The organism is uncultured Subdoligranulum sp., assembly GCF_937890665.1.
Genome location: NZ_CALADU010000025.1, coordinates 15,502 through 41,006, shown reverse-complemented (window position 1 = coordinate 41,006; position 25,505 = coordinate 15,502). Strand labels below are relative to the sequence as shown.

Here is a 25,505-nt window from a genome sequence, read left to right as displayed (position 1 = left end):
AAAAATTGAAAGTGAACCGCCCCAGATTGTGCGGACAGCACAAAAAAGAGGCCTGCAAGAGTAGAATGGATTGAATTAGAGACTGGCTTGGCGAAGCGAGAGCGGAGCCAGGCCAGTCTTTGTCTGGAGCCGCTCATAATTGTAGAAATGGATGTACTCGTCAATCAAATAATTTGCTTGCTGAAACGTCTTGACCTTTTGGCGGTAAATGCACTCTGTTTTGAGAATGGAAAAGAAATTTTCAGCCATTGCATTGTCATACGGGTTCCCACGTCTTGACATCGAAGGCGTAATGCCGTAATCTTGAGTTAAGGTCAAACAGGGTGTCATACCAGATCACGGTATCCACATGATCGACCTGCTCAATTTTTGCCTTCAGGGCAGCTACATCCTTGTTCGGCATATCCTCCACGATAATGAAGGAAAAAGCGCCCTTCCCAAAATCCTCCATGAGTTCATTCTGCCCGATGATGGTATCCATATCCTCCGGCAAGTAATTCAGCATGTCATAATTGATTCTGGTATTTGCAATGCCAATCACTGCCGGAATCATCAGCAAAACGGTTAGAATTAAGATCGGTATGCGGTATTTTACAACCGCCTTTGAAAAACACATAGATGATTACATATCCTTTCTGTTAGGGTCTATCTGGCAATATTCGGCATCGATGACCTCCGGCAGCTGGTGACGAATGATCTTAACGGCGGTCAGAATGGTGATCAGATTTAGCACACCTTCGGTTATGAGCGTCACCCCCAGCAAGATCATCACGACCTGGGCGCTTTCCGATGGGCGTAAGAGCAGCAGGAAACCGGCAGCCCCTGTCAGAATTGCTACAGCGAGAATCAGCCACCACTTTTGAATGCCAAAGGCTTTGGAATCAATGGAAATCTGTATTTTGAGGAGCGCGTCTGCCAGAACACAGATGCCCATAACAATGCAGATAAGATTAACCATTGCATCTGTACGGATGATCAGAATGACGCCAAGTGCCACGAGCAGAATGCCAAAGGCCAGATCAAATTGAAATGCCAGCCTGTATAAGTCTTTGGAACAATAGCCGACGATCTTTACCAAGCCGAATAGAACCATGATTCCTCCGCCGAGCCTGCATAGCAGCGTCACCGAGAAATCAGGCACAGCAATCAGTACAATTCCCAATACACATAACAGAATAGAGATCATGATATAGCCAATTTTTGCGGCTTTAATCCGGTTGTTCAGTTGCACAAAAAACACCTCCTTGTTTTGTCAATATTCTCATGGTTGCGTGAAGGTCACGTACCTCATAGACAATCTTTTTATATATAAAAAGTGTGATTTCGCATCGTAATTTACTACATGAGCTGACATATCAGCCAACTCTTCCGTCTATACTGCCAATCTGAATGTAGAGCAGACTAAGCATTCATTTGACAAAAAATATCTTGCAGATCGGCATCAATTGCAGACAGCAAATCTGCATCATGTTTCAGACGACATTTAAGGGAATCTGACACATCGTTTTCAGTCTTGTCTTTTAGGTGATGCTCTAAACTCGCCCAATAGTCCATAGCAATTGTCCGTATTTGGATCTCAACAGGAATGTGTTCTGTTGTCCCCGCCAAGAAAATGGGAACTGAAACAATTAGGTGGAGACTCCGGTATCCGTTTGACTTTGGATTAGAAATAAAGTCCTTTTTCTTAAGCAAACGAATGTCATCTTGAGAAAGGAGCAGGTCAGCGACTAGATTTACATCATTTAGGTAATTGCACACGACCCGAACTCCAGCAATATCAAGAATACCCTCACGAAGGGATTGCATTTCTATGGGGTATCCTTTTCGTCTGAGCTTTTCGAGCATACTTCCTGGAGACTTCAGCCTACATTCAATATGGTGGATAGGATTGTGGCAGTGCTCTACTTGGAATCCATCATTAAGAATCTCAAGTTTGGTCCTTACTTGCTTAATTGCAGCATTGTACAACTGACGGATTGCGAGAAACTCTGTCACATCATCCACGAAAGCCTCGTCCTGTAAGAGCGCCAGATTACGCTCACTTGTCGTCATTTGCAGGATTCTTTCAAAGTCCATAATAAGTCCCCCTTTTCATTTAAAACCGACAGGACTTTGACCCCTCCATAACACAGATAGCCGGACTGCCCAATGCAACCCTTGGGGCAATCCGGCTATTAGGATCTTCTATCACGAAATCAGATTATATCCTGCCAAAGCTGCGGCAAGTTTGTCTGTTCCCAAGGTAATTCCGCAGTATTTGAGCCAAAGTGACCATAGCTTGCGGTGTGTCTGTAAAACGGTGTTCGCAGGGAAAGGCGGTCTATGATAGCAGAGGGGCGCAGGTCAACCGTTTTAAGAATCAGTTCCCGGATCCGGTCTGCCGGGAGCTTTCCCATACCGAAGGTGTCTACCAGAAGGGATACCGGCTGGGCAACGCCGATAGCGTAACTGATCTGGATCTCACACCGATCCGCCAATCCCGCCGCAACCACATTCTTCGCCAAGTACCGGGCCATATACGCACCACTTCGGTCGACCTTTGAGGGATCTTTACCAGAGAACGCGCCGCCGCCATGCCGGGCATAGCCGCCGTAGGTGTCCACGATCAGCTTCCTGCCCGTCAGGCCGCTGTCACCGGCGGGACCGCCAATGCAGAAACGGCCTGTAGGATTGATAAAGAATTTTGTGTTCCTGTCCAGCATGCCCTCCGGGATCACCGGGCGGATGACATGGCGGAGAATATCCTCCCGCAATTGCTCCATGGACACATCCGCCTCATGCTGGGAAGAAACTACAACAGTGTCCACCCATGCCGGGATTCCGTCCCGGTACTCCACGGTGACCTGGGCCTTCCCATCTGGCAGCAGATAGGGCAGAATTCCCTCCTGCCGCACAAAGGCAAGGCGCTTTGTCAGCGCATGGGCAAGCTCAATGGGCAGCGGCATCAGGTTTTCCGTTTCCTTGCATGCGTAACCAAACATCATGCCCTGATCTCCTGCGCCGTTTTCCATAGAATCCGTCTTCTCCACACCCATGTTGATATCGGGGGATTGCTCATGGATATCCACTGTGATTTGGCAGGTGTCTGCGTCAAAGCCATAGCCGTGCTTCACATACCCGATATCCCGAACCACCTGCCGGGCAATAGCGGCATAGTCCACACGGGCAGCCGAGGTGATCTCGCCGAAAATGTGGATCCCGTTGGGAATGGCAGTTACTTCGCAGGCTACATGGGAATGGGGATCGTTTTCCAAAAGGGCATCCAAAATGGCATCGGCGATCTGGTCACATACCTTATCCGGGTGTCCCGCTGTGACGCTTTCAGAGGTAAAGAAGGTTGTCATTTTGCCGCTTCTCCCTTTTTCTTCGCACAGCTGCAGCTCCACAACTCGGTGGCGGTGGGGGTCCAGTTCTTTGCGTAAGCCTCGCATTTATCGCACAGGTGATCCACCGTTTCCGGGGATTGCAGGTCTGTGGAATGAGCGCCGGTAGCTTTCACAATTTCCCGCAGCTTTTCCGGATTCTCCAGCATGGGGCAGGGACGCAGATGGTTATCGTTAAAGGGCTGCCCATCGTGATAGGCCATGAAAATGGGGCTGCGCAGTACATCCAGCAGGCTCATGTCCCGGATGTTGGCGTTGGAATAGTGGATAAACACGCAGGGATCACAGTCACCGTTGGCGTTGATATGCAGATACCGCCGTCCACCGGCAATGCAGCCGCCTACATACTCGCCATCGTTCTGGAAGTCCATGGCGAAGATCGGCTTGGTAGCCCGGATCTCCCGGATCCTGTGATACATGAATTCCCGCTGCTCAGGATTGGGCAGCAGTTCCGGCACTGCGTCATTGCCCACGGGCATGTAGTGGAAGTACCAGACAAACCGAGCACCCCACTGAATCATCTGATCAATAAATTCATAGGAGCTGATAGAATCCAGATTCTGGCTGGTGTAGCAGCAGGACAGGCCGAAGGGCAGATGCTTCTCCTTCAGGATTGCCATTGCCTGAATCACTTTCTGGTAGGTACCGTTGCCCCGGCGGCCATCGGTGGCAGACTCAAAGCCCTCCACGCTGATGGCAGGGATAAAATTCTTCACCCGGAGCATCTCGTTTGCAAAAGCTTCGTCGATCAATGTGGCGTTGGTGAAGGAAAGGAACTGGCAGTCGCTGTGCTTTTCACACAGGGTGATCAGGTCCTTTTTGCGAACCAGAGGCTCACCGCCGGTATATATGTACATATATACGCCCATTTCCTTGCCCTGGGTGATAATGGAATCGATCTCGTCAAAGGTCAGGTTCAGCTTGTTGCCGTATTCCGCGGCCCAGCAGCCGGTGCAGTGCAGGTTGCAGGCAGAGGTAGGGTCAAGCAGAATGGCCCAAGGAATATTGCAGTTATATTTCTTCCGGTATTCCTCCTGCTTTGGCCAACCGATGATATTCGCGTTGAGGAAGAAATTTTCAAAGGTGGCCTTTAGAACCTCCGAATCCGTCTCCTTCAGGATGTTCATAACGAGCTGATACATGTTGTTCTGCGGGTCTTCCAGCACTTGACGAACTGCCGCGCGCTGGACTGGGAAACTGTCTGGGCCATCGCCAGCCAGCTTATCCACCCAGGACATCAGTTTCAGAGCATTTTCTTCCGGATTTTTCTCCAAGTAGCCAAAAGCAGTACGCAGAGTTGCTTTTTTCAGTTGATTTGTAAATGACATCTTTATCTCTCCATATATAAGGGGGGGAGGCAACGCCTCCCCCCAGTGAAGCTTCTATCACTCAATTACATGATATTCTTTCAGCAGCTTTTCGATATCTGTTCCGCGGATATTCTCCAGCAGCTTCTTGACCACCATTTTCTCCTTGAAACCCAGGTTCATTTCCGTCAGGGGCTTGCCGTCCCGAAGCTGGATGGTGGCGTTCAGCAGATCACGGATATCGTAGACGCTGCCCCAGACCTCGGGCACACCACGGTCGATGTCCAGCAGGGTGTAGACAGCCTCCATGCCGGTACGCATGGAATACTCGGTGGTGAAGATGGTATCCCGCTTGGTTTCGGCAAACTGACCCAGAAACGCAAAGTTCACAGCACCCTCGGGCACCACATCAGGACGGTCACCGGCGGCACGGGGCATGAAGAAAGCGGTAATATAGGGCATCATCACCGGCACAGTGTTGGCGCTGTGCTCGGCCAGCTCCTCGATCTCCCCCACCGGCACGCCGATGTGGTACAGCCACTCCATACAGATTTCCTTACCGGTGCACTCCCGCATGGGCTTCTTCACGAAGTCGCCGGGTTTGTCGGAGAACAGACCGTAAACCCACACCAGGCACTGATCCTTGGGCTGATTCCGGAACTGGGGCTGACGGTTGATGGTCCAGCTCAGGAGCCAGCCGGAATCCTTCACGGTCACGATGCCGCCGGTAACCACGCCGCCGGTAAAGGGGTCACGCTTGCAGATATTCTTGATATAGGGAATGATCTTCTGATCCAGTGTGGTGACGGTGGCGCTCATCCAGTTGGACTGCTCAGGATCATGGCAGAACTTGTCGGGATGACCGAAGGAAGGATCCTGTGCAGCAATTCTGCGCCACATATCCCAGCCGCCGCCGGGCTTGATTTCGGGGTTGAAGGGTGCCACGGTGTTCTGGGAACCCATGGTGGCGTTCTCCACGCAGCCACCGTTGGTAATGAACACCAGATCGTTTTCCGTCAGGTCAACAAACTGATGTTTGCCCTCAGACAGCAGCTCAATACGCTTTGCCTGCTTTTTACCGGGCTGGATGTCGAACTCCACATTGACCACCTTGGTGTTATAGTGGAACTGGACACCGAAGCCTTCCAGATACTTGACCATGGGCAGAATCATAGATTCGTACTGGTTATAACGGGTGAACCGCAGAGCCTTGAAGTCCGGCAGACCGCCCACATGGTGGATATAGCGCTTGAGATACAGCTTCATTTCCAAAGCGCTGTGCCAGTTCTCAAAGGCAAACATGGTGCGCCAGTAGAGCCAGAAATTGGAGTTCAGCACCTCATCATCGAAGAAATCCGTGATGCGCTTATCGTACAGGTCTTCATCGGGGGTGAAGAACAGCTTCATGATCTCCATTGCAGCCTTGTCGGACAGACCGAACTTGCCGTCGGTGTGGGCATCCTGACCCTGGTTGACGGTTGCCCGGCAGAGGGAGTAGTTGGGGTCTTTCTTATTCAGCCAGTAGTATTCGTCCAGAACACTGACCCCTTCTGTCTCGATGGACGGAATGGAGCGGAACAAATCCCACATGACCTCGAAATGGTTATCCATCTCCCGTCCGCCCCGCATGACATAGCCTACATCGGGGTACTGCCAGCCATCGCATGCACCGCCGGGAATGGGGTCTTTCTCATAGATGTGGATGTTCTGACCCTGCAGCTGTCCGTCACGAACCAGATAGCAGGCGGCAGTCAGAGCCGCAAGGCCGGTGCCGATGATGTGGGCGGATTTGTTGTCCACGCCCTCGGGCTTTCTGGGACGGGCAAAGGCTTCGTAATTACCGCTGGAATAATACATAATTTTTCCTCCTTGTTATATTGGCATCCTTTATTTGAGAGGTGTTTTTTTGTTTACGCCCTCATTATATCGGGAAGATTCTTCCTTTCCTATGGACAGAGATACCCCCTATGCCTGAAATTCAGACACAGGGGGTAGGTTTGCCTGGTTTTTTGACTCGTATCGCAAAAAAAGCAGGACCGAAGTCCTGCTTATACCTGGGAATATGAAGTTGTATGCTGGAATTCATCATAAAAAAGCAAAATATCTTTATATACATCCAGCTTTTTCTCTTCGTTGAGTATCTCATGACGCATATGTTCATACAGTTTGCTGCTGATATTTGTATAGCCCAGCTCCGATAAAAAAGCGATTAGCTGTTCAAATCGCTTTCTTGATCGAATAACCGGGTCTTCCTCACCGGCAATGACAAGAATTGGCAAATGTGGGTTGCTTACATGCCAGTTTCTTTTCTCAAAAGCCGCTTTTTGCAGCCTCAAAAGGTTGACAAACCCATTTGTGGTAAAGATAAATCCACATTTCGGATCTTGGTTGTATTGTGCAACATTGGCTTGGTTTTCTGAGAGCCAGCCATTCGGAATCGAATTTCCGGCATTAAACTGCGAAAAGGCCATAGCATTCAACATTTTATTCGGAGCCTTTTCCTTAATGAAGGGTTTTGAAAGTCTGGCCAGAAGCAGACCAAGCCCCGCTGCCGCATTATAGGTCGGCGGACCGCACAGAACAACTTTGTCAATTTCCGAATCATATCTTTTCAGATAACCCCGGGCAACAAGCGTACCCATGCTGTGACTAAACAGAAATACAGGAAGGCCAGAATAGATATGTTTAATATACTTTGTAACGGTATGCAGATCCTCAATGATTGCCTGTTCATTCTCGGTATAGAAAAAGCCATAATCCTCTGCCTTTTCCACACTTCCACCATGTCCACGATGGTCATGAATAACACACACATATCCATGATCGGAAAGATAATTCATGAAGTCGTAGTATCTCTCCTTGTGTTCAGCCATACCATGGGAAAACTGAATAACGCCTTTGGGATTCCCCTCTGGCACAATCACTGCGATTTCCAGCCCCAGTCCGTCAAACTCAGAAAGTATTTTTTCGATTCTCATGTTGCCTCCTTTTCGTTATAAGAGCGAAGAAAAACATCCACTCGGATTTTGTTACCATATTATCAATCATTTTCAAAAACTTTCCACAGACAAAATATCCCCTGTGTCTGAAATTCAGACACAGGGGGTAGGCTTGCCTAAAGACTATGACCGCATTTTCTCACAACGGTCAATGAGATGCTCCAAATCACCGCACTTTAATTCTAAAATCCGCCGAAACCGGGCCATAGCATTCGGGTTCATACCGGTTTCCAGCCAGCCCATGATCATACCGAAGCTGACACATTTCAGATAATCTACAACGGTGGTATAATCCTCAGATGTCATTTTTCGGTTGCCTAGAACGCCGTCTACATACGTCCTGGCCACATAAGTACAGACCCGCCATTGGTATTGCTCATAAATGTCTCGGTTGACGGAATGATAGATATGAAGCACTGCTTTCCGATTGGCCAGAGCAAATTCCAGTGCTGCATTGATACAATCGTCCAGGGAATCGATGGTAGGATGCCCCCGGATAATCCGCTCCGCATCCTCATCTACAACGCTTTCCACCAATTGCGGCAGGTCCTGGTAATAGTAATAAAAGGTATTGCGGTTCACGCCGCAGTCATCTACAATATCCCGAATGGTAATTTGGCTCAAAGGCTTCTCGTTCAATAGTTTCACAAATGAATCCCGAATGGCTTTTTTAGTAAAACTGGCCATGCGTTACGCCTCCTTATTACACAGTGTAACGACATCTGAAATATCACATTGAAGGGCAACACATATTTTTACAATCGTATCCAGATGGACCGGCTGATCTTTTCCCATTTTAGCAATCACGGACGAACTGAGATGTGCCATATTCTGTAAATCTTTTTTCTTCAATTTACGGTCAATCAACAGTTTCCAAAGGCTGTTATAAGAAAGGCTAAGCGTTGCATTATCCATTTTTCCACCCCACAGTGTTGTGTCATAATATATATTATATCATTTTTTCTTCTAATACGCAATAGAATTTACACGAAATCGCTATTTTTATATAGTTAATAAAAAGTCCGCCGATTACAAGTCATCACGCAAAAGTTTTTTGGAGACAATCTTCAGATAGAATTTATATGGATGTTTGCAAAGTAGAAAGGAACAAATACGAAGGAAATTCGTATGTAGTAAGATGCCGCCCGGAAGGACGGCATCTTGTTTAATAGGCGGGAATACCATAACCAAGGATTTCATAATAGCCCACAGAATACTGCCTCTGACGGCAGCTATCACCGGAATTTCCCTCGATGGTATAGACAATGCCGTTTTTGCATTTTTCCACGATACCCACATGGTCGGACTGTCCGTCCTGGGGACCGGAAGAACCATTCGGGGAATCCCAATCAAAGAAGATAATCATACCCGGTGTCGGTTCTATACTGTTGTCGGCCCATTGGCCACGATCCTTGAACCACTGGACGCCATTTACACAGCCTGCGAATTTGGGAATAACACCGGTGTCAATATAGCCGCACTCGTTGGCGCACCAGCTCACAAAGCAGGCACACCATTCCACACGGCCCTCAAAACCGTACCATGACCAATAAGGCTGTCCGCCGATGTTGCCCACCTGTGACAATGCCACAGCCACAATCGTGTCATCGCTGACGCCGATTCCATACAGCACCGCCGCCCACAGGGAATTGTTTTCCTCTGCCAACAGCTCTGCAAGCTGCGCCCGCTGGTCAGCATTGAAACCAAAATAGTCAGCCATTTCCTCAGCGGTTTTATGGCTGACCGTGATATACAGTGTGGTTCGGGTAACGGTGGTTGTGGTTTCCACGATATTGCCGTTGCCGTCGTCCGATTCTTCAATTACTGTTTCCGTGCTGGTTTCCGTCCGGGAGGAGATTTCATTCATCTGCCAGAAGATGTCCTTTAGAATGGCTTTCCTGGCATCGTCCACCGTTGCCACGTCCATGGCATTGTCCGGGTCAGTGGTGGTTTTGACCGCATAAACAGAAAGCACCTCTGGTCAGACGGCACGGGAGCCGGACATTTCCAGTACATCATAGGAGATATTGGCCTTAATGGTGTCAAGTTGGTTTTCGTAATCCTCGTTGATCTCCCGTACCACTGTCTGCATGGTCTGCCCGGTGCCGGTGTCCTCACCGGAAAAGAAAATACCAAAGCAGGAACCAACGATCAGCCCGATCAGGCAGATAATGACGATGACAGCTAATATCATACATCTTTTGATTATTCCACCCGTTTCAGTTCAACAATAAAAAGCTGGTCAGGAATTTTCCCAACCAGCTTATGTCTATATATTTCTACCTCTCATTTCGTTCAGTAAACAAGTTTTCCTTCCATTCGATTTTATGTTTTCGCAGAAGTGATACCATACCTGCTTTTTCCCGTTTGAGGCGTGCGTTTTCTTTTTCCACCTGCATTCGCCGTGCTCTTTCCTCCATGAGTGCCTGACGGTACCGAGCAGTCTGCTCTCCCAGTCTGTTGGTCAGATCATTCACTTTCTTTTTCAGACTGTTCAGCACACTTTCCAGCTGCCGGATTTTTTTCTGGGCGGCATCCCGCAGTTTCTGCAGCTGTTCATCCTGACGGCGGTACACCACATACTGTTTGGCTGCATGGAGCAGGTTTTCAAAGTCACTGCGCGGCAGCGTTACCCGGTCACTCAAAAGCGCCTTTTTCGCACTGACGGCCTCGATCTTATCAAGGTCCACCACTTGTTTCTGGACCGCCTGCAAGGTGTCCTCTATCTTTTCCACTTCGGTACGTTTCTGCGCAATGGCTGAATCCAGTTCCTTGACCTCCTTGCTGCGCTCCTGCTTTTTGTACTCCAATACAGACAGGTGTTCTTCGTGGGTGCCGAGTTGCTCCCATTCGATACCATGCTCCTGCATGATATCCGCCAGCACCTGCTTTTCCCGCTGCACCCACAGATTCCACTCTGTGGCGCTGCGCGTTCCGCCCACAAAGCCCATCTGCGCCAGCGCCTGTTTGAGGGATACACGGGTATCCATTCCCCGTTTGCTGCCGGTGATATAGGGCACAAAATCAATATGGACATGAGGCGTCGCTTCATCCATGTGCAAATGAGCAGAAAACATACGCAGTGTGTGGTTTCGTGCTTGAAAGCCATGGACATACGCTTCCAGACATTGCCGGGCAAGGTCCGCCGTTTCCGAACCGATGCCGGTATCATCCTTGTTTCCGATTTGCAGCACGATCTCGTGGAAGGGCTTTTCCTGCCTGGAGGAAGCGATTTTTTCATAATAGTCCGCTATACAGCGGTCATTGCGTGTCTGCTTTGCATTGTAACGCCGCTGTGCTGCGTCAAACAGTTCATGGTACACCGTTCGGATATCTTCCTTGCAGTATTCCACATTCAGATGGCTGCGGGACGGGTCTACATTGGGGGCGTAAAACGCACGGCTGTTATGATTGAGGGAGCCTTTCCCAACCATGGCGCTGATTGTCCTTTTCAAAATCTCTCCTTTCTCCGGCGTAAGCCGGCGGGTTCTGTTACTCTTGCCAAGAGTAACGCAAAAGCACTTTTGACACTTCGCATCAAAAGCGCCTTTGCGCCCTGCGGGGCTACCTAGCTGAAAAAGCAATCTCCTGTTTTCAAGGAGGCAAGATGCCCTGTTCTTATAGATAGGGTCATCTTGCCTCCTTGCATTATTTTTGTGGCAATTCCCACAACCATCGTTTTCCCACCTTGCGGGAAGTGACACCCAACTCGTACCGGGCATTGCGCAGCGTTTTGGGCTTGATGCCTTTTTGCTCCGCAGCTGCCTCTATTTCAGTTTGCAGCAGAGCCCCTTCCGCCAGCACTTCCTGCAGGAAGTGCTGTGCTTCCCGCAGTTTATGCCCGCGGCTGTTGCCTGAAAGCAAATCTTCTGCGCTGATGTCATATTCACCTGCCCATTGAAAGCCCTGCTCCGGGTCGAGGCGAAAGGCTATCGCCTTTCCTTCCGGAGCCAGGGAACTTTTGGTGGGGCAGACAACCCGCAGCGTCGGGTCATCCTTGATACGGCCTACCACCAGAACACTTCTGGAAGCTGCCTGAAAGTCGATGGAGCCGAGCCCCCGATAACTGGATTTTTCCCCGCTGTTCTTGTTCATGTGTCCGATCAGGACGATGGCACAGTGATGCTTTTCAGCCAAGACACCGACCCTGTGCATCAGTGGTCTGATCTCGTTGGCGCGGTGCATATCCACCCTGGCCCCGATGTAGCCTTGAATCGGATCAAGCACAGCCAACCGTGCATGGGTCTGCACAATGGCCTGTTCCAGCCGGTCATCCTCCAGCGTCAGCGCCCTATCGCCGTCATCGATCACCAGCACCTTGTCACAGGCGGCACCGGCGGCGACGAGACGCGGCTTAATAGTATCCGACAGACCGTCCTCCGCCGTCTGGTAGATCACATTGCCGGGTACCATGGGCGGCATTCCGTCCCATGCGGGTCTGCCGGTGGTCAGGCGCGCAATCAGCTGCAGAATAAAGGTGGTTTTTCCTTCGCCGGGATCTCCCTGAATGATGGTGATCTTTCCGCAGGGAATGAATGGATATACCAGCCACTCCACTTCTTGTACGGGAATTGTATCCAGGGAAATCAATTTTACAGTACTCTCATTTTCCATAAAGCCTCCCATTTTTTCTTCAAAAATGGCGGCTGCTGTGGTAAAATATCAGTGGTACCTGATAGTTACACACAGCAGCCGCTGTTGGTACTGTCTTTCATCGGAGCGTTTACCCCTGCACGGGTAAGCGCTCTTTTTTGTTACCCAACATGACTTTCCGAGTTAAAATAGCCGATTTCCTCCCATACCTTGCGGTCAGGACAGTAGTAGTTATACTCGTTGGAACCTTCCCGCTTGACTGCGTAACCGAACTTGAAAATTCCCTGTTGCAAGCCCACTCGTACATACTGCGCGTCCTTGTGCATTGCCCTTGCAATTTCCGTTACCGGTACATTTCTCCCCGTAAACGGCGGCATCTTTCCGTAGTTCTGACTTTCTCCCATGCTTTCCACCTCCTTCTGCTTGTGATTGCTTTTCAGCAATTTCATTATACGCAGTTTTACTTCGTATGTCAATCTTGTATATGAATTTATTTTTCATATAATTTGCCTAAGATGCTTGATTTCTTCGCATTCCTATGATAGTATTAAGACGAGGTGAGAAGCCATGAATCTTACAAACGAACAAATTGGACAGCGCATCAAAGAAGTCCGTACAGAAAAAAATATTACACAGACTCAACTTGCGAAGTTTTTGGGGAAAAGCCTGCGTACCGTACAGAGCTACGAAAGTGGTGAAAGCCGGATATTCTTTGACACCGTATGCAGCATTGCAAACTTTTTGGGGGTAACCCCTTCCTACCTGTTGGGGTTTGAAGAACCCCAAATGCAACTGAACTCTCTGTCCGACGTCATCGCAGTACTCTATGAACTCAATAAAAAGAAAGAGCTTCATTTTGATGTGGATATCAAGCACGAGCACAACGACGATGGGAATTTCACCGCTTCCCTGATTTTTCGTGCTGACAATCCCGATGCCAGTCTGAATGGAACGCTTTGCTACCTTCTGGAGAACTTCTCCTCCGCACGCACATGGTCCGAAGAGTACTGGCACAATCCCAAACAAATGAAAAGCTGGATGCAGGAGAATACGGCCCAATATGCCGGAACGCCCTTGACAGACAAGCCCCTTTACTCTGCCGATCTCAGCAAATATAGCCTTGCCGAGCTGAAGGCCATGACCAAGGAGCAGCTGGAGAATCTGAAGTGACGTTGATAAGAGGTTTTCCTCTTTATCATAAAATCTGCCTGAGCGAAAGGGAGTTTGATAAAAACATGAAATTACCCAATGGCTACGGCAGCGTAGTCAAAATGTCCGGAAAACGCAGAAAACCCTATATGGTACGCAAAACCATCGGCTGGCATTTGGATAAAGAAAAAGGCAGACAGATTCAGGATTTCATCATCATCGGCTATGCTGAAACCAGAGCTGAAGGTCTGAAAATGCTGGCTGAATACAATCAGAATCCTTATGACGTGGATACCGCCAAGGTCACCTTCGCCGAAGTGTACGAGCGCTGGTCCAAATCCAAGTATCCCACTATCTCACATTCCAATGTAAAGGGGTATGAGGCTTCTTACAAAGTCTGCGGATTTTTGTACGATAAAGCCTTCCGTGAGATCAAACTGTGTGACTTGCAGCTTGTCATTGAAACCTGCGGCAAGAACTATCCTACGCTGAAAAAGCTAAAGGGTCTGTTCAACCAGATGTATGCCTATGCCATGAAGAACGACATCTGCAATAAGGACTATTCCCAATTTGTCGATCTGGCAGGTTACCGGGACAAGAATCCCAACCGACGTGACCGCAATATCTTCACAAAAGAAGAGCTGGCAACCCTGTGGGCGCACAAAGCCAATCCCTATTGTCAGATTTTGCTCATGCTCAATTACAATGCCTGCCGCATTTCGGAGTTTCTGGATCTGAAGAAGGAGAACGTCCATCTGGAAAAACAGTATTTTGATGTGGTGGAAAGCAAAACCGAAAACGGTATCCGGAAGGTGCCCATTGCAGACAAGATGCTGCCCTTTTACAAAGGATGGATGGAGCGCTCGCCTTGCGAGTATCTGCTTTGCACCACTGACGGCAAACACCTGGACTACTTCAATTACTGCGACACCTACTGGGACCCTTTGATGGAAGAATACGGGATGAAACACAAGCCTCACGACACCCGACACACCTGTATTTCCATGATGGCTGATGCCGGTGTGAACCCCACCATCCAGAAGAAGATTGCCGGTCATTCCGGTGCCATGAGCCTGACCGAGCGTGTGTACACTCATCTGGATATCCAGACCCTTATTGACGGTATCAACATGATTTGCAAGCCATAAGGTCTTTCTTTTTTGCAAATAAAAAAGCAGGAGACGTTCTCCTTGCGGAAAACGTCTCCTGCGATAGGCAATTTGCTTTGGAATGGTCTGCTGCATACTCGCTTCTTACCTGCTGCTTTTTCAGCAGGTTCCAAAGGCGATTTGCTGCATTCCACCACGTCAGGCGCATCCGATTTTCTGCACACAATCGTGCAAAAAAGTCGTGAAGCGTACTGAAAAGTTTGCAAATAATGCGGACAATCAGCGCTTGCTGAACTGAGGCGCGCGACGGGCAGCCTTGAGGCCGTACTTCTTACGTTCCTTCATACGAGGATCGCGGGTCAGGAAGCCAGCCTTCTTCAGCACGGGGCGCAGCTCGGGGTTGAACTGCAGCAGGGCGCGGGACAGGCCATGGCGGATGGCGCCAGCCTGACCAGAGCAGCCGCCGCCAACCACGTTGACGACAACGTCAAACTTGCCTTCGGTTTCGGTGAGAACCAGCGGGCTGTTGACCAACAGCTTCAGGGTTTCCAGACCAAAGTAATCATTGATGTCGCGGCCGTTGATGATCATCTTGCCGGTGCCATTGTAGACACGCACGCGGGCAACGGAATGCTTACGACGGCCGGTGCCGTAGAAATAAGGTTTCGTCTCGTACATCTTCTATTGCCTCCTTACTCAAATCTCAACGGCTTCGGGCTTCTGGGCAGCATGCGCATGCTCAGCAGTCTTGTAGCAGTGCAGGCGGGTCATAGCCTTGGTGCCCAAAGTGTTGCTGGGAACCATGCCCTTGACGGCATAGGTCATGGCCTTGTCGCTGGCTTCCGCCATCAGGGTCTTGTACTGGGTTTCCTTCAGACCGCCGATCCAGCCGGAGTGGGTGCGATGGAACTTCTTCTCCAGCTTCTTGCCGGTCAGAACAGCTTCGTCGCAGTTGATGATGATGACATGATCGCCACAGTCAACATTGGGGGTGAAAGTGGCCTTGTTCTTGCCACGCAGGATAACAGCGGCCTTAGCGGCAACGCGGCCCAGCGGTTTGCCGGCAGCGTCGATCACATACCACTTGCGGTCAGCCATTTCAGCGGGCTTAGCGAGAGTCGTGCTCATAGTAGGGACCTCCATTGAAATAGTAACACGTCCGTTCGTATAAACGGTATTGTACAGCGCCGCGCAGGCTTGCTGCCTCGGGGCGCTTTTTCGCGCAAGTGTGATTATAGCAGAAAGTCCCCCGCAAGTCAACGATTTTGGGAAAAGATTTTAATATATTCCCGTGTAGCTCTCAAATTTTCTTGTTTTCTCTTGTATTCTCTCGTTTTCTAATTTCCTATTTTTGCTTTTCATAAACCGTACCTGTCCTTGCAAAAAGCCCGGCCCGCCGCACAGACAACGCTGTACGACGGGCCGGGCCTCGGGTTTGGTTTCCGTTTTGTGTTTACTGTTTAATGGCGCTGATCACACGGCTCAGGTCGTGCTCATCCTCGCAGACAATTTTCACAGGATGGCTATAGTCCAGGCTCATCATGCCCAAGATGCTCTTGGCATCGGCAATGCTGCCCTTCATATCGTGCACGCCGACCGCGTTGTAACATTTGGCGGCAGCAGACACGATTCCCTTAACCTCCGTGAAGTTGGAAACCTTGACTTGTTTCACCATAATAATGACCTCCAGACATTTTCCCTCAACGAACCGTCTCTTCCAAAACAGCGGCATCCCTCATGCACACTGTGCGGTTCGCCACAGGGCGGCCGAACCATCTTGTTCGGTTTTCCCTCCCTGCATTGGGCATTATAGCACAATTATTCCCGTCCGGTTTGTGTATCATGCACAAAAGCCATTTTTTCCATTTCCTGCACAAAAGGGCCAAATCTTCATTTTTTGGATTTGGTGACTTTGCTCAGTTTTTTGACCCATTTTCGCCGTCCGTTCATAGTTTTTATGTTTTTAGAGGCCTATTTTTATGTTTTTAACTCGTTTTTCTTGTTTTCGCTTGATTTTCAAAATCTTTTTGATGCAAAATTGAGTGTTTTTTAGCTCTCATTTGCAACAAAATCACATATTTTATCCTTCTTTTTGGGGCTGTTTACCCCTTTACAGCCCCTTCATGGTTAATGCGATACGTTTTTTGGCAATATCCACAGACAGTACTTTCACTTTGACGATATCCCCCACCTTGAGCACCTCTCGGGGATGCTTGATAAAACGGTCGCTGATTTGAGAAATATGGACCAAACCATCCTGATGGACCCCCAGATCCACAAAGGCACCAAAGTCGATGACGTTACGCACCGTGCCGGTCAACTCCATGCCGGGTTTCAGATCCTCCAGACTCATCACGTTGCTACGCAGCAGCGGTTTGGGCAAACTATCCCGCACATCCCGGCCCGGCTTGCACAGTTCCGAGACAATGTCGCGCAGGGTGGGGGCACCGATGCCCAAGGTATCGCAAAGAGCTTTTTCCCCTTTCGCCTTTACGGCAGCGGGCAGGGCCGCCAGTTTATCAGTACCAATCTCCGCAGTGGTATAACCGCAGGCTTCCAACAGGGCTTTGGCGGCGGTATAGCTTTCGGGGTGGACAGCGGTGGCATCCAGACGGTTCTTCGCTTCGGGCAGCCGCAGGAAGCCGGCGCACTGCTCGTAGGCCTTGGGACCCAGTCCCTTCACTTTTTTGAGTTGGGCGCGGGATGTGAAGGCCCCCCCTTCCTCTCGCCAAGCCACAATATTTTTGGCCGTAGTGGCGGTAACGCCTGCCACACGGCGAAGCAGCGGGGCGCTGGCAGTGTTTAGGTCCACGCCCACACTGTTGACGCAGTCCTCCACCACGCCATCCAGCGTTTCGTTCAGACGCTTTTGGGGCATATCGTGCTGGTACTGCCCCACGCCCACCGCTTTGGGATCGATCTTGACCAGTTCGGCCAGCGGGTCCTGCAAACGGCGGGCAATGGACACCGCACTGCGCAGGTTCACATCAAACTGCGGGAATTCCTCTGCCGCCAGTTTGCTGGCCGAATACACCGAGGCACCCGCCTCACTGACAACCATATATTGCAGGTGCCGGCCCTCTTCCTCGGCCAATTCCCGGATAACGGACGCGGCAAACTCTTCGGTTTCATGACCGGCAGTACCGTTGCCGATAGCCATGACTTCCACGCCGTTCTTGCGGACCATCTCTTTGATAATCCGCTTGGCTTGATCCACCCGCTTAAATTCCGGCACAGGATAGACCACATTGGTGTCCAGTACCTTACCGGTGGGGTCCACCACCGCCACTTTACAGCCCATACGGTAGCCGGGGTCCAAGCCCATCACCGTCTTGCCCCGGATGGGCGGCTGGAGCAGCAACTGGCGCAGGTTATCGCCAAAGACCCGAATCGCGCCCTCGGCAGCAGCATCGGACAGTTCCCCCCGCAGCTCATTTTCCAAACTGGGGTGAATCAACCGGCTGTAAGCGTCCAACGCTGCGGCCTCCACCAATTTCGCGCTGGCGCCTCCGGTCTTTTTGCGGGCGAACATCCAGGCCGCAATGGCACCAGCCCGTTCGCTGTCCACCTGAATGCTGACCTTGAGGTAACCTTCCCGCTCGCCGCGGTCCAACGCCAGAACCCGGTGACCGGGGATCTTGGCCAGCGGCTCGGCGTAGTCATAGTACTGGGCATAGACGCTGTCCTCATCCTTTGCCTTGGTGCTGGCGATCCGTCCAAACGCCCGGTAATAGCGGCGCAGTTCGGCACGGCAGGCCGCATCGTCAGAGATTTTTTCCGCCAAAATGTCCTGTGCCCCGGCCAACGCCGCTTCCTCATCGGGTACTTCGTCATTGAGGTACGCCTGCGCCGCTGCCTGCGGATCAAAGGAAGCCTCCTGCCGGAAGATCGCATCGGCCAGCGGCTGCAATCCCCGCGCCTTGGCGATGCTGGCCCGGGTCTTGCGCTTGGGCTTGTAGGGCCGGTAAAGGTCCTCCACCTCAGCCAGTGTCTTGGCTTTTTCCAACGCAGCGGTCAGTTCCGGCGTCATGGCTCCTTGCTCGGTAATGGAGGCGGTGACCTCCTCCTTGCGTTTATCCAGTCCCCGCAGATATTCCAGACGGTCCCCCAGATTGCGCAGCACCTGATCATCCATCGAGCCGGTGGCCTCTTTGCGGTAGCGGGCAATGAACGGAATGGTGTTGCCCTGATCGATCAAATCAATGGCCCCCTGCACGTTCTTGACGCTCAGATTCAGTTCGGCGGCCAGTTGTTCAGCATGGTTTGGCATTCAAGTTCCTCTTTCTTTTCCTATATAAAAGCAGCAGATACACTGCATAGACTGCCACCCCCGCCAAGCTGATCTTGGCGGAAAGTGCCAGTCCCGGTGTGTGGTAGGTACATTGGATCTCGGCTTCCCCCGCCGGGACCAGAATGGCCATCAGACCGTTATCTACCTTTTCGATCTTGGCCGGCACCCCATTGACGGTAGCGGTAAAGCCGTCGTCGTAGGGCACACTGAAAAAGACCAACTCTTGCTGGTCATAGGCTGTATGGGCCACAAAGCCGGTACGGGTGGCCGTAAAATCCACCGCCGCCGTGGCGCGCCGGTCACTGCAATCCGCCACATAGCGCTCGGTGCTGCGGTCATCCAACTGGAACTGGGGCAGCGGTGTCAGCAAACCTGCGTAGGTTTCGATTTGGTCCTCGTCCAGCAGCAATGCCCGCATGAGAATCCGGGCACGCTCTTCCTCCGGTACCGTTTCCAACTGTTCCTGCGTCACATAATAGTCGTAGGTAAAGCCCATGGGCACCCAGTTGTCGTTCTTATACAGGTAGTAGGCGGAAGTTTCGCCGCACTGTGTCCAACCGGTAAGCGCTTCGCCGGTCCAGTCTTCGTTACTGTCCTTGGCCACCAGTGTGTAGCGTACACTGAGCAGCCCCCGCAATCCTTCGTTCTGTACGTCAGGTTTGGAGTTTACATCCCGGGTGACGCCCATTTCGGGGTAAAATTCCATAATGCTGGGCGCCACAGTAGAATTGAAGAATTGCAGACAACTGCGGTCAAACCACAACCCCAGATTGTTGTGAGCCCCGTAGGCGTCCAACCGGTAGAAGGTATCGTCGGGCAGTGCCGCGTCGATCTCGTCCACCGAATCGTAGGTTTCGGCAATCAGGTCGCCGTCCGTCTCCCACTGGGGGTATTTGGTCAGCGAGAGGTGTACCGTCCCGTACAAAAAGCTGAAAGACAGTACACTGACCAACAAAATCTTGGCCCAACTGCGGCGGGTATGGCCCCATCGCCACAAAAACCAGAACAACAGCACGCCCAACATGCTGACTGCAAAAATTCCCCAGAACCGGGGCTGCAGATCCACCACACCCAGTTGGAAGTTCCCGTCCTCGTCGGTGGCAGGCACCAGCGCAAAGGCGACGGCGCTGAGGGTGACCAACGCCACCAACCGCCACGCCCGAGGTAGCTGCTGCTCGGCCAGATGGGGACGGAACAGCACATAAGCGGTGGCCCCACAGAGCACCAGCACCGGCATATAGTACCACCGGGCATAATAGCTGGAGTTAAGGGCATAGAAAGCGCTGTTCAGCACCGGCACAAAAGCGCAAAGGATACAGACTTTGAGAATATAGGTAAAGGGATGGCTGCGCCGTCCCCGGCAGAAAGCGATTCCGCCCGCAACGCCCACCAACGGCAGGTAGGCCGTCATACTGGTATGCTTGAGAATGCCTTCATGGAACATGTCTTTGAAATAGGGGGCATCCGGCATCAAAAAAGCGCTGTACAAAATCGCCCCGTATTGCTGGGAGTTGCCGTAGACAAGATAGCCGTACCCATCGAAGGGGTCGATGGTGCGTGGATTTTGCACCAAAGATAGGCCTGCCGGGATGAGCAGCACACAACCCATGGCGCAGCCCAGCAAGGTTTCCCCTGCCAAGGCGGCAAAACTGCGGGGCCCCACCTTATAGGCCCGGCCCGCCAGCATGCAGAGGAAATAGAGAATCAAAAAGACAGCTTGTCCGGCGAAGAAGAAATAGTTGTTGACCAGATTCAGCGCCACCCAGAACGGGAAAGCGCCCCGCTTGCCGTCCAGCACCGCATCATCCAGCGAAGCCAGCATATAAGGAAATAGCGCTACCACGTCTAAAAAGTGATTGAAGAAGATGTTGTACACCGTAAAGCCGGAGAAGGCATACAGGACCCCAGCCAGCAGACTGCCGTCCTCCGACCGGACCCAACGGCGAGCCCACAGATAGGCACCGCCCCCAGCCAGCGCCATCTTCAGGCAGAGCAGCGGCACCATCATCCACGGCATCCACCGAGAAGGCACCAACAGGCTCAGCCAGAAAAACGGGCTGCCCAGCAAGTAAAAAGAGTAGGAGTTTACAAACCCGCTGCCCAGATCGGTAGCCCAGCTGAAGGTACCGCCCTGTTTGACAAAAGCGTTGGCGTACTGGTAAAAGTTGATCTGCTGGTCGTTAAAGTCGCCGGCATAGTGAAAATAGCCGCCGCCTGCCACCGCGTCTGCGATGCAGTGGGGCAAAAACAAAGCCGCCGCCAACAAGAAACAGAGCCAGAATGCCCGCCCGTAGCGTGGTTTTTCGGTTGGAAGTGTAAGCTGCATAGCCAAAACCCCGGAATCATCCCGTTAAACGTACTGTGTTTATGGTAAAATCGTGCTATACTGAAGTATACCACACAGGAAAGGACACGTGAAGATGAAAACCTATCCGCTGAGCGCCCTGCTGGGGCGCATGAAGTACATCACCCGGTGGAGCCTGATGCGCAACGGCCGCCCCGAAAGCCTGAGCGAGCACACCGCTGACACGGCGCTGCTGGCCCACACCCTCTGTCTAATCGCCAAGCACTGCACCGGCACCGGGGCCGGGCTGCGCCCCGAAGTGGTAGCCACGGCGGCGCTCTACCACGACGCGCCGGAGATCTTGACCGGCGACATGCCTACCCCCGTCAAGTATAAAAACGAGGAGCTGCGCACCGCCTACAAGGCCGTGGAGCGGGAGAGCGCCCGGGTGATGGCCAGTCTGCAGCCCGAAGAACTGCGGGCCGAGACCGAAGCCTACCTGACCGGGACGGTACTCAACGAAGCAGAGCGCAAGCTGCTGAAAGCTGCAGACCGGCTTTCGGCCATCATCAAGTGCATTGAGGAAAGTCAGGGCGGCAACCGGGAATTTGAGGCCGCCCGGGAACAGCAGCTCAACGCCCTGCATGCACTGGACTGCCCCGAAGCGGAGTATTTCATCCAGCATATGCTGCCCTGCTACGCTCAGAATCTGGACGAGCTGACCCGGGGCCGGTTCTAAAACCGGTTCCCGCTTTCGTCCTGCCGGGGCAGGCGCTGATTACGCCGGTCAGTCCTGCAGGCGGTAGACCGCATCAATGAGTTTGTCCACATCGGTAAAATGTTCCAGCATGGAACAGTACCGCCGCAGGGAAGCCGCCCCCCGCAGGCCTTTCATATAGTGCATGGCTTGACTGCGGGCTTGGGGCATGGCCAGCCATTCCCCTTTTTCCTCGCACATCTCATAGATTTGGCGGCGCAGGGCGTCCATCCGCTGGTTCAGGGTGGGCTCGGCGGGCGGTTCCTCGCCCAGCAGCGCCGCCCGGACCCGGTCAAAGAGCCACGGGTCCCCCAGCGCACCCCGACCGATCATCCCGCCGTCACAGCCGGTCTTGGCCAACAAGTCCAGCGCCCCCTCGGCGGTGGTCACATCTCCGTTGGCCAGCACCGGGATGGTCACCGCCTGCTTGACGGCGGCAATGGCGTCGGCGTCGATGGGGGGAATATACATCTGTTCCCGGGTGCGGCCATGTACCGCCAACAGGTCGGCGCCGTTGGCCTCACATTGTTTGGCTACCTCCACACCGGTGAGATGGTCGGCATCCCAGCCGATGCGCATCTTGACGGTCAGGGGCGTGTCATCCCCCAAGGCCTTGCGGGCAGCGGCTACCATGGACCCGCAGAGCGGCGGGTCCAGCAAAAGGTGGCTGCCTGCCCCGCTGGAGGTGATTTTGGGCGCCGGACACCCCATATTGATGTCCAGTATATCAAACCGAATGCCCTTTTCCCGCACCAATAAAATAGCCTTAGCCAACGTTTCCGGCTCGGCACCGAAGAGCTGGATGGCATAGATGCCATGGGGGTCGGGGTCCTTGAGCAGGGCAAAGGACTTGCGGTCCCCGAAATCCAGTGCCTTGGCACTGGCCATCTCGCTGACGGTCCAGGCTGCGCCGTGGTCCGCCATCATCCGGCGGCAGGCGGCATCGGTCAAACCGGCCATGGGCGCAAAGACCGCCCCCACCGGTATCTGTAAATGTTTGAGTTGCATGGGATACCTCGTTTTTGGATTTCGCATTCCATTCTACCACATTTGCGCCGTTTGTGGTATACTTATTCTATATGCAAATTGCGCCAAAGGAGCTTTTCTATGAAATTGATGGTACTGGACGGCAACAGTCTGGTCAACCGGGCCTTTTTCGGCATCAAACTGCTGACTACGAAAGACGGCCGCTACACCAATGCGATTTTCGGGTTCCAGAACATTCTTTTGAACCTGCTCAGCGCCCATCAGCCCGACGCGGTGGCTATCGCGTGGGACGAGCGGGCCCCCACCTTCCGCCATCAGGCCTATGACGGCTACAAGGCCACCCGCCACGGCATGCCGGAAGAACTGGCCCAGCAGATGCCGGTTTTGAAAGAGCTGCTGGACGATTTGGGGTTCGTGCAGGTGAGCAAGGCCGGGTGGGAAGCCGACGATATTCTGGGCACGCTGGCCGCTGCCTGCGAAGCCCAAGGCGGCACCACCCTGCTGGCCACCGGCGACCGGGACAGCCTGCAGTTGGTGGATGACGCCACCACCGTTTTGCTGGCCACCAATAAAGAGACCCTCACGATGGACCCTGCGGCCATCCGGGAAAAATACGGCGTAGACCCCGCCCAACTCATCGATGTGAAGAGCCTGATGGGCGATTCGTCGGACAACATCCCCGGTGTGCCGGGCATCGGCGAAAAAACCGCGCTGGCGCTGGTACAGAAATTCGGCAGTCTGGACGCCATCTATGAACATCTGGAAGACCCGGCTATCAAGCCCGGACAGCGCACCAAACTGGGCGCCAACCGGGACAAGGCCGAGCTTTCCTATATGCTGGGCACCATCCGCAAGGACGCCCCCATCGACACCGACCCCGCCGCCTATACCCGCCGCCCCGGCGACGGCGCGGCCGCGGCCCATCTGCTGGCCAGTCTGGAGATGCACAAACTCATCGACCGCTGGCAGTTGACAGGAGGCAGTGCCCCAGCAGCGACGGAAACCGCTCCGCTGTCGACGGTAGATCCATCTCCCCTGCCGCTGGTGGTGGAAGGACGGCTCTATCTGGCCCAAAACGCCGACGGAAACTGGTACGCTGTGCAGGATGGGCAGGTCTTTTTGCCTGACGCCGACCGACTGGCCGGGCTGCTAGACAGCGACGCGGAACTCTGGGTCTTTGACGCCAAGCCGCTCTACCATCTGGCATTGGAGCGGGGCGGCATTGGCAAGGCCATCCGTTTTGACGGCAAATTGGCGGCCTATCTCTTGAACCCGTCGGCCAGCGGTTACGCTGTGAAGAATCTGGCCGGTGAGTACGACGTGCCCGCTGCTTTTGCCTGCGAGGCAGCCCCCGACGCCGGGGCGTTGGCCCCGCTGTTGGACAAGCTGGCGGCTGCACTGGACGAGAGCGGCCAGCGCAAACTCCACGATGAGATGGAACTGCCGCTGGCCCGGGTGCTGGCCGATATGGAACGCAGCGGCTTTGCGGTGGACGCCGACGGCATCCGCGCCTTCGGGGACAGCCTGCGAGGCGAACTGGACGGCATTCTGCAGAGCATCTACGACGAAGTAGGCTACGAGTTCAATGTGAACAGCCCCAAACAGTTAGGGGAAGCTCTCTTCGACAAGCTGGGCCTGCCGCCCCGGAAAAAGACCTCCCGGGGTTATTCCACCGACGCCGCTACGCTGGAAAGCCTGCGGCCTTACAGCCCGGTGATCGACCAAATTTTGAAGTACCGCACCTACGCCAAGCTGCTTTCCACCTATGTGGAAGGGCTGCTCACCGCCCAAGCTGCCGATGGCCGGGTGCATTCCACCTTCATCCAGACCGAGGCCCGCACCGGACGGATCTCCTCCACTGAGCCCAACTTACAAAACATTCCCATCCGCACCGAGCTGGGCAGCCGCCTGCGGGGTTTCTTTGTGGCGGGGACGGGCAACCTTCTGGTGGATGCCGACTATTCCCAGATCGAACTGCGGATTCTCGCCCACATCACCGGGGACGAGGCCATGCAGCAGGCGTTTTTGCACGGAGCGGACATTCACCGCTCCACCGCCGCCAAGATCTACCACATTCCGGAAAGTGAAGTCACACCCCAACTGCGCTCCGCCAGCAAGGCCATCAACTTCGGCATCATGTACGGCAAGGGTGCCTTTTCCTTAAGCAAGGATCTGGATGTGTCGGTGAAGGAGGCGGACGCCTTCCTGAAAACTTATCTGGCCACCTTCCCCAAAGTGGACGGCTATATGCAGGACTGCATCGCCCACGCCAAAGAGAAGGGCTATGTGGAGACCCTCTTCGGACGCCGCCGCGCTTTGCCGGAACTGGCCAGCTCCAACTTTCAGGTCCGGGCCAGCGGCGAGCGGATGGCCCGCAACACCCCCATTCAGGGCACCGCAGCGGACATCATCAAGCTGGCCATGGTCCATGTATGGCAGCGTCTGCGGGCGGAAAAACTGCAGGCCAAGCTGCTTTTGCAGGTCCACGACGAACTGATCGTGGAAGCACCGGAAAGCGAAGTAGAGGAAGTCAAACGCGTTCTGCGCGAGGAAATGGAACAGGTCGTCCAGTACAGCGTGCCGCTGACCACCGATGTGGGCACCGGCAAGACTTGGCTGGAAGCCCATTGAGAGGATCGAAACAAC

Annotated in this window: 22 protein-coding genes and 2 pseudogenes; 4 read left to right on the top strand and 20 right to left on the bottom strand. The window is 52.9% G+C overall.

Annotated features, from left to right (window positions below):
- Positions 1-75 precede the first annotated feature (75 nt).
- The 14 genes and pseudogenes from Q0526_RS18730 to Q0526_RS01500 all read right to left on the bottom strand — a co-directional run bounded on the left by Q0526_RS18730 (position 76) and on the right by Q0526_RS01500 (position 12,686).
- Complete coding sequence (locus Q0526_RS18730) at positions 76-249, bottom strand: IS3 family transposase (protein ID WP_366522012.1); 174 nt, start codon at positions 247-249, stop codon at positions 76-78.
- Between the two features lie 58 nt (positions 250-307).
- Positions 308-616 (bottom strand): annotated as a pseudogene (locus Q0526_RS01560) (hypothetical protein); the annotation flags it as partial.
- 6 nt (positions 617-622) lie between these two features.
- Complete coding sequence (locus Q0526_RS01555) at positions 623-1,231, bottom strand: DUF308 domain-containing protein (protein ID WP_242957537.1); 609 nt, start codon at positions 1,229-1,231, stop codon at positions 623-625.
- A 170-nt stretch (positions 1,232-1,401) separates the two neighbouring features.
- On the bottom strand, positions 1,402-2,076 hold the full coding sequence (locus tag Q0526_RS01550; RefSeq protein ID WP_298730180.1) for a GTP pyrophosphokinase family protein: 675 nt from the start codon (positions 2,074-2,076) through the stop codon (positions 1,402-1,404).
- Positions 2,077-2,195: 119 nt separating this feature from the next.
- Complete coding sequence (gene metK / locus Q0526_RS01545) at positions 2,196-3,344, bottom strand: methionine adenosyltransferase (protein WP_298730178.1); 1,149 nt, start codon at positions 3,342-3,344, stop codon at positions 2,196-2,198.
- A complete protein-coding gene (locus Q0526_RS01540; RefSeq protein WP_298730177.1) occupies positions 3,341-4,711 on the bottom strand; it encodes a radical SAM protein in 1,371 nt (456 codons plus the stop codon). The genes metK and Q0526_RS01540 overlap by 4 nt, the downstream gene beginning before the upstream one ends.
- Positions 4,712-4,768: 57 nt before the next feature.
- Complete coding sequence (locus tag Q0526_RS01535; RefSeq protein ID WP_087171832.1) at positions 4,769-6,547, bottom strand: oleate hydratase; 1,779 nt, start codon at positions 6,545-6,547, stop codon at positions 4,769-4,771.
- Positions 6,548-6,738: 191 nt separating this feature from the next.
- Positions 6,739-7,668, bottom strand: a complete 930-nt coding sequence (locus Q0526_RS01530) for an alpha/beta hydrolase (RefSeq protein ID WP_289608452.1) — start codon at positions 7,666-7,668, stop codon at positions 6,739-6,741.
- Between the two features lie 144 nt (positions 7,669-7,812).
- Positions 7,813-8,376: a TetR/AcrR family transcriptional regulator gene (locus tag Q0526_RS01525; RefSeq protein ID WP_298730175.1), complete on the bottom strand. Its 564-nt coding sequence runs from the start codon at positions 8,374-8,376 to the stop codon at positions 7,813-7,815.
- Positions 8,377-8,379: 3 nt separating this feature from the next.
- The gene (locus Q0526_RS01520; RefSeq protein ID WP_087171829.1) at positions 8,380-8,604 is read right to left on the bottom strand and encodes a helix-turn-helix transcriptional regulator; all 225 of its coding nucleotides are present in this window, start codon (positions 8,602-8,604) and stop codon (positions 8,380-8,382) included.
- Positions 8,605-8,854: 250 nt separating this feature from the next.
- A pseudogene (locus tag Q0526_RS01515) lies at positions 8,855-9,871 on the bottom strand (CHAP domain-containing protein); the annotation flags it as partial.
- Between the two features lie 97 nt (positions 9,872-9,968).
- Positions 9,969-11,123 carry a plasmid recombination protein gene (locus Q0526_RS01510; protein ID WP_298730188.1) on the bottom strand — a complete coding sequence of 385 codons (1,155 nt, stop codon included), beginning with the start codon at positions 11,121-11,123 and terminating at the stop codon, positions 9,969-9,971.
- A gap of 214 nt (positions 11,124-11,337) precedes the next feature.
- Entirely contained in the window at positions 11,338-12,303 is a 966-nt protein-coding gene (locus Q0526_RS01505; RefSeq protein WP_298730171.1) for an AAA family ATPase, read from the bottom strand.
- Between the two features lie 140 nt (positions 12,304-12,443).
- A complete protein-coding gene (locus Q0526_RS01500; protein ID WP_298730169.1) occupies positions 12,444-12,686 on the bottom strand; it encodes a hypothetical protein in 243 nt (80 codons plus the stop codon).
- 163 nt (positions 12,687-12,849) lie between these two features.
- Between Q0526_RS01500 and Q0526_RS01495 the strand changes: the two genes are divergently transcribed.
- Complete coding sequence (locus Q0526_RS01495; protein ID WP_298730166.1) at positions 12,850-13,452, top strand: helix-turn-helix transcriptional regulator; 603 nt, start codon at positions 12,850-12,852, stop codon at positions 13,450-13,452.
- Between the two features lie 65 nt (positions 13,453-13,517).
- Positions 13,518-14,579: a tyrosine-type recombinase/integrase gene (locus tag Q0526_RS01490; protein ID WP_298730164.1), complete on the top strand. Its 1,062-nt coding sequence runs from the start codon at positions 13,518-13,520 to the stop codon at positions 14,577-14,579.
- Between the two features lie 240 nt (positions 14,580-14,819).
- Here Q0526_RS01490 and rpsI read toward each other — a convergent pair whose 3' ends face one another.
- From rpsI to Q0526_RS01465, 5 genes are all read right to left on the bottom strand, one after another.
- Positions 14,820-15,218, bottom strand: coding sequence for a 30S ribosomal protein S9 (rpsI, locus tag Q0526_RS01485; RefSeq protein WP_298730162.1), 399 nt, complete (start codon positions 15,216-15,218; stop codon positions 14,820-14,822).
- 18 nt (positions 15,219-15,236) lie between these two features.
- A complete protein-coding gene (rplM, locus tag Q0526_RS01480; RefSeq protein WP_298730160.1) occupies positions 15,237-15,668 on the bottom strand; it encodes a 50S ribosomal protein L13 in 432 nt (143 codons plus the stop codon).
- A 325-nt stretch (positions 15,669-15,993) separates the two neighbouring features.
- On the bottom strand, positions 15,994-16,215 hold the full coding sequence (locus Q0526_RS01475; RefSeq protein WP_298730158.1) for a hypothetical protein: 222 nt from the start codon (positions 16,213-16,215) through the stop codon (positions 15,994-15,996).
- A gap of 435 nt (positions 16,216-16,650) precedes the next feature.
- Positions 16,651-18,810 carry a Tex family protein gene (locus Q0526_RS01470; RefSeq protein WP_298730156.1) on the bottom strand — a complete coding sequence of 720 codons (2,160 nt, stop codon included), beginning with the start codon at positions 18,808-18,810 and terminating at the stop codon, positions 16,651-16,653.
- A complete protein-coding gene (locus Q0526_RS01465; protein WP_298730154.1) occupies positions 18,794-21,157 on the bottom strand; it encodes a YfhO family protein in 2,364 nt (787 codons plus the stop codon). Before Q0526_RS01465 ends, Q0526_RS01470 begins: the two co-directional genes overlap by 17 nt.
- Before the next feature lie 94 nt (positions 21,158-21,251).
- Here Q0526_RS01465 and yfbR point away from each other — a divergent pair, with 94 nt between their 5' ends.
- Entirely contained in the window at positions 21,252-21,854 is a 603-nt protein-coding gene (gene yfbR / locus Q0526_RS01460) for a 5'-deoxynucleotidase (RefSeq protein ID WP_298730151.1), read from the top strand.
- A gap of 48 nt (positions 21,855-21,902) precedes the next feature.
- Here the strand turns inward: yfbR and dusB are convergent, their stop codons facing one another.
- The gene (gene dusB / locus Q0526_RS01455; protein WP_298730149.1) at positions 21,903-22,880 is read right to left on the bottom strand and encodes a tRNA dihydrouridine synthase DusB; all 978 of its coding nucleotides are present in this window, start codon (positions 22,878-22,880) and stop codon (positions 21,903-21,905) included.
- Between the two features lie 99 nt (positions 22,881-22,979).
- Here dusB and polA point away from each other — a divergent pair, with 99 nt between their 5' ends.
- Complete coding sequence (polA, locus tag Q0526_RS01450; RefSeq protein ID WP_298730147.1) at positions 22,980-25,490, top strand: DNA polymerase I; 2,511 nt, start codon at positions 22,980-22,982, stop codon at positions 25,488-25,490.
- Positions 25,491-25,505: the final 15 nt, after the last annotated feature.

Bases quoted from the DNA above. Each gene is read 5' to 3' on its own strand.
- Q0526_RS18730 (WP_366522012.1), bottom strand. From the start codon at position 249: ATGGCTGAAAATTTCTTTTCCATTCTCAAAACAGAGTGCATTTACCGC.
- Q0526_RS01550 (WP_298730180.1), bottom strand. From the start codon at position 2,076: ATGGACTTTGAAAGAATCCTGCAAATGACGACAAGTGAGCGTAATCTG.
- metK (WP_298730178.1), bottom strand. From the start codon at position 3,344: ATGACAACCTTCTTTACCTCTGAAAGCGTCACAGCGGGACACCCGGAT.
- Q0526_RS01540 (WP_298730177.1), bottom strand. From the start codon at position 4,711: ATGTCATTTACAAATCAACTGAAAAAAGCAACTCTGCGTACTGCTTTT.
- Q0526_RS01535 (WP_087171832.1), bottom strand. From the start codon at position 6,547: ATGTATTATTCCAGCGGTAATTACGAAGCCTTTGCCCGTCCCAGAAAG.
- Q0526_RS01530 (WP_289608452.1), bottom strand. From the start codon at position 7,668: ATGAGAATCGAAAAAATACTTTCTGAGTTTGACGGACTGGGGCTGGAA.
- Q0526_RS01525 (WP_298730175.1), bottom strand. From the start codon at position 8,376: ATGGCCAGTTTTACTAAAAAAGCCATTCGGGATTCATTTGTGAAACTA.
- Q0526_RS01520 (WP_087171829.1), bottom strand. From the start codon at position 8,604: ATGGATAATGCAACGCTTAGCCTTTCTTATAACAGCCTTTGGAAACTG.
- Q0526_RS01510 (WP_298730188.1), bottom strand. From the start codon at position 11,123: ATGGTTGGGAAAGGCTCCCTCAATCATAACAGCCGTGCGTTTTACGCC.
- Q0526_RS01505 (WP_298730171.1), bottom strand. From the start codon at position 12,303: ATGGAAAATGAGAGTACTGTAAAATTGATTTCCCTGGATACAATTCCC.
- Q0526_RS01500 (WP_298730169.1), bottom strand. From the start codon at position 12,686: ATGGGAGAAAGTCAGAACTACGGAAAGATGCCGCCGTTTACGGGGAGA.
- Q0526_RS01495 (WP_298730166.1), top strand. From the start codon at position 12,850: ATGAATCTTACAAACGAACAAATTGGACAGCGCATCAAAGAAGTCCGT.
- Q0526_RS01490 (WP_298730164.1), top strand. From the start codon at position 13,518: ATGAAATTACCCAATGGCTACGGCAGCGTAGTCAAAATGTCCGGAAAA.
- rpsI (WP_298730162.1), bottom strand. From the start codon at position 15,218: ATGTACGAGACGAAACCTTATTTCTACGGCACCGGCCGTCGTAAGCAT.
- rplM (WP_298730160.1), bottom strand. From the start codon at position 15,668: ATGAGCACGACTCTCGCTAAGCCCGCTGAAATGGCTGACCGCAAGTGG.
- Q0526_RS01475 (WP_298730158.1), bottom strand. From the start codon at position 16,215: ATGGTGAAACAAGTCAAGGTTTCCAACTTCACGGAGGTTAAGGGAATC.
- Q0526_RS01470 (WP_298730156.1), bottom strand. From the start codon at position 18,810: ATGCCAAACCATGCTGAACAACTGGCCGCCGAACTGAATCTGAGCGTC.
- Q0526_RS01465 (WP_298730154.1), bottom strand. From the start codon at position 21,157: ATGCAGCTTACACTTCCAACCGAAAAACCACGCTACGGGCGGGCATTC.
- yfbR (WP_298730151.1), top strand. From the start codon at position 21,252: ATGAAAACCTATCCGCTGAGCGCCCTGCTGGGGCGCATGAAGTACATC.
- dusB (WP_298730149.1), bottom strand. From the start codon at position 22,880: ATGCAACTCAAACATTTACAGATACCGGTGGGGGCGGTCTTTGCGCCC.
- polA (WP_298730147.1), top strand. From the start codon at position 22,980: ATGAAATTGATGGTACTGGACGGCAACAGTCTGGTCAACCGGGCCTTT.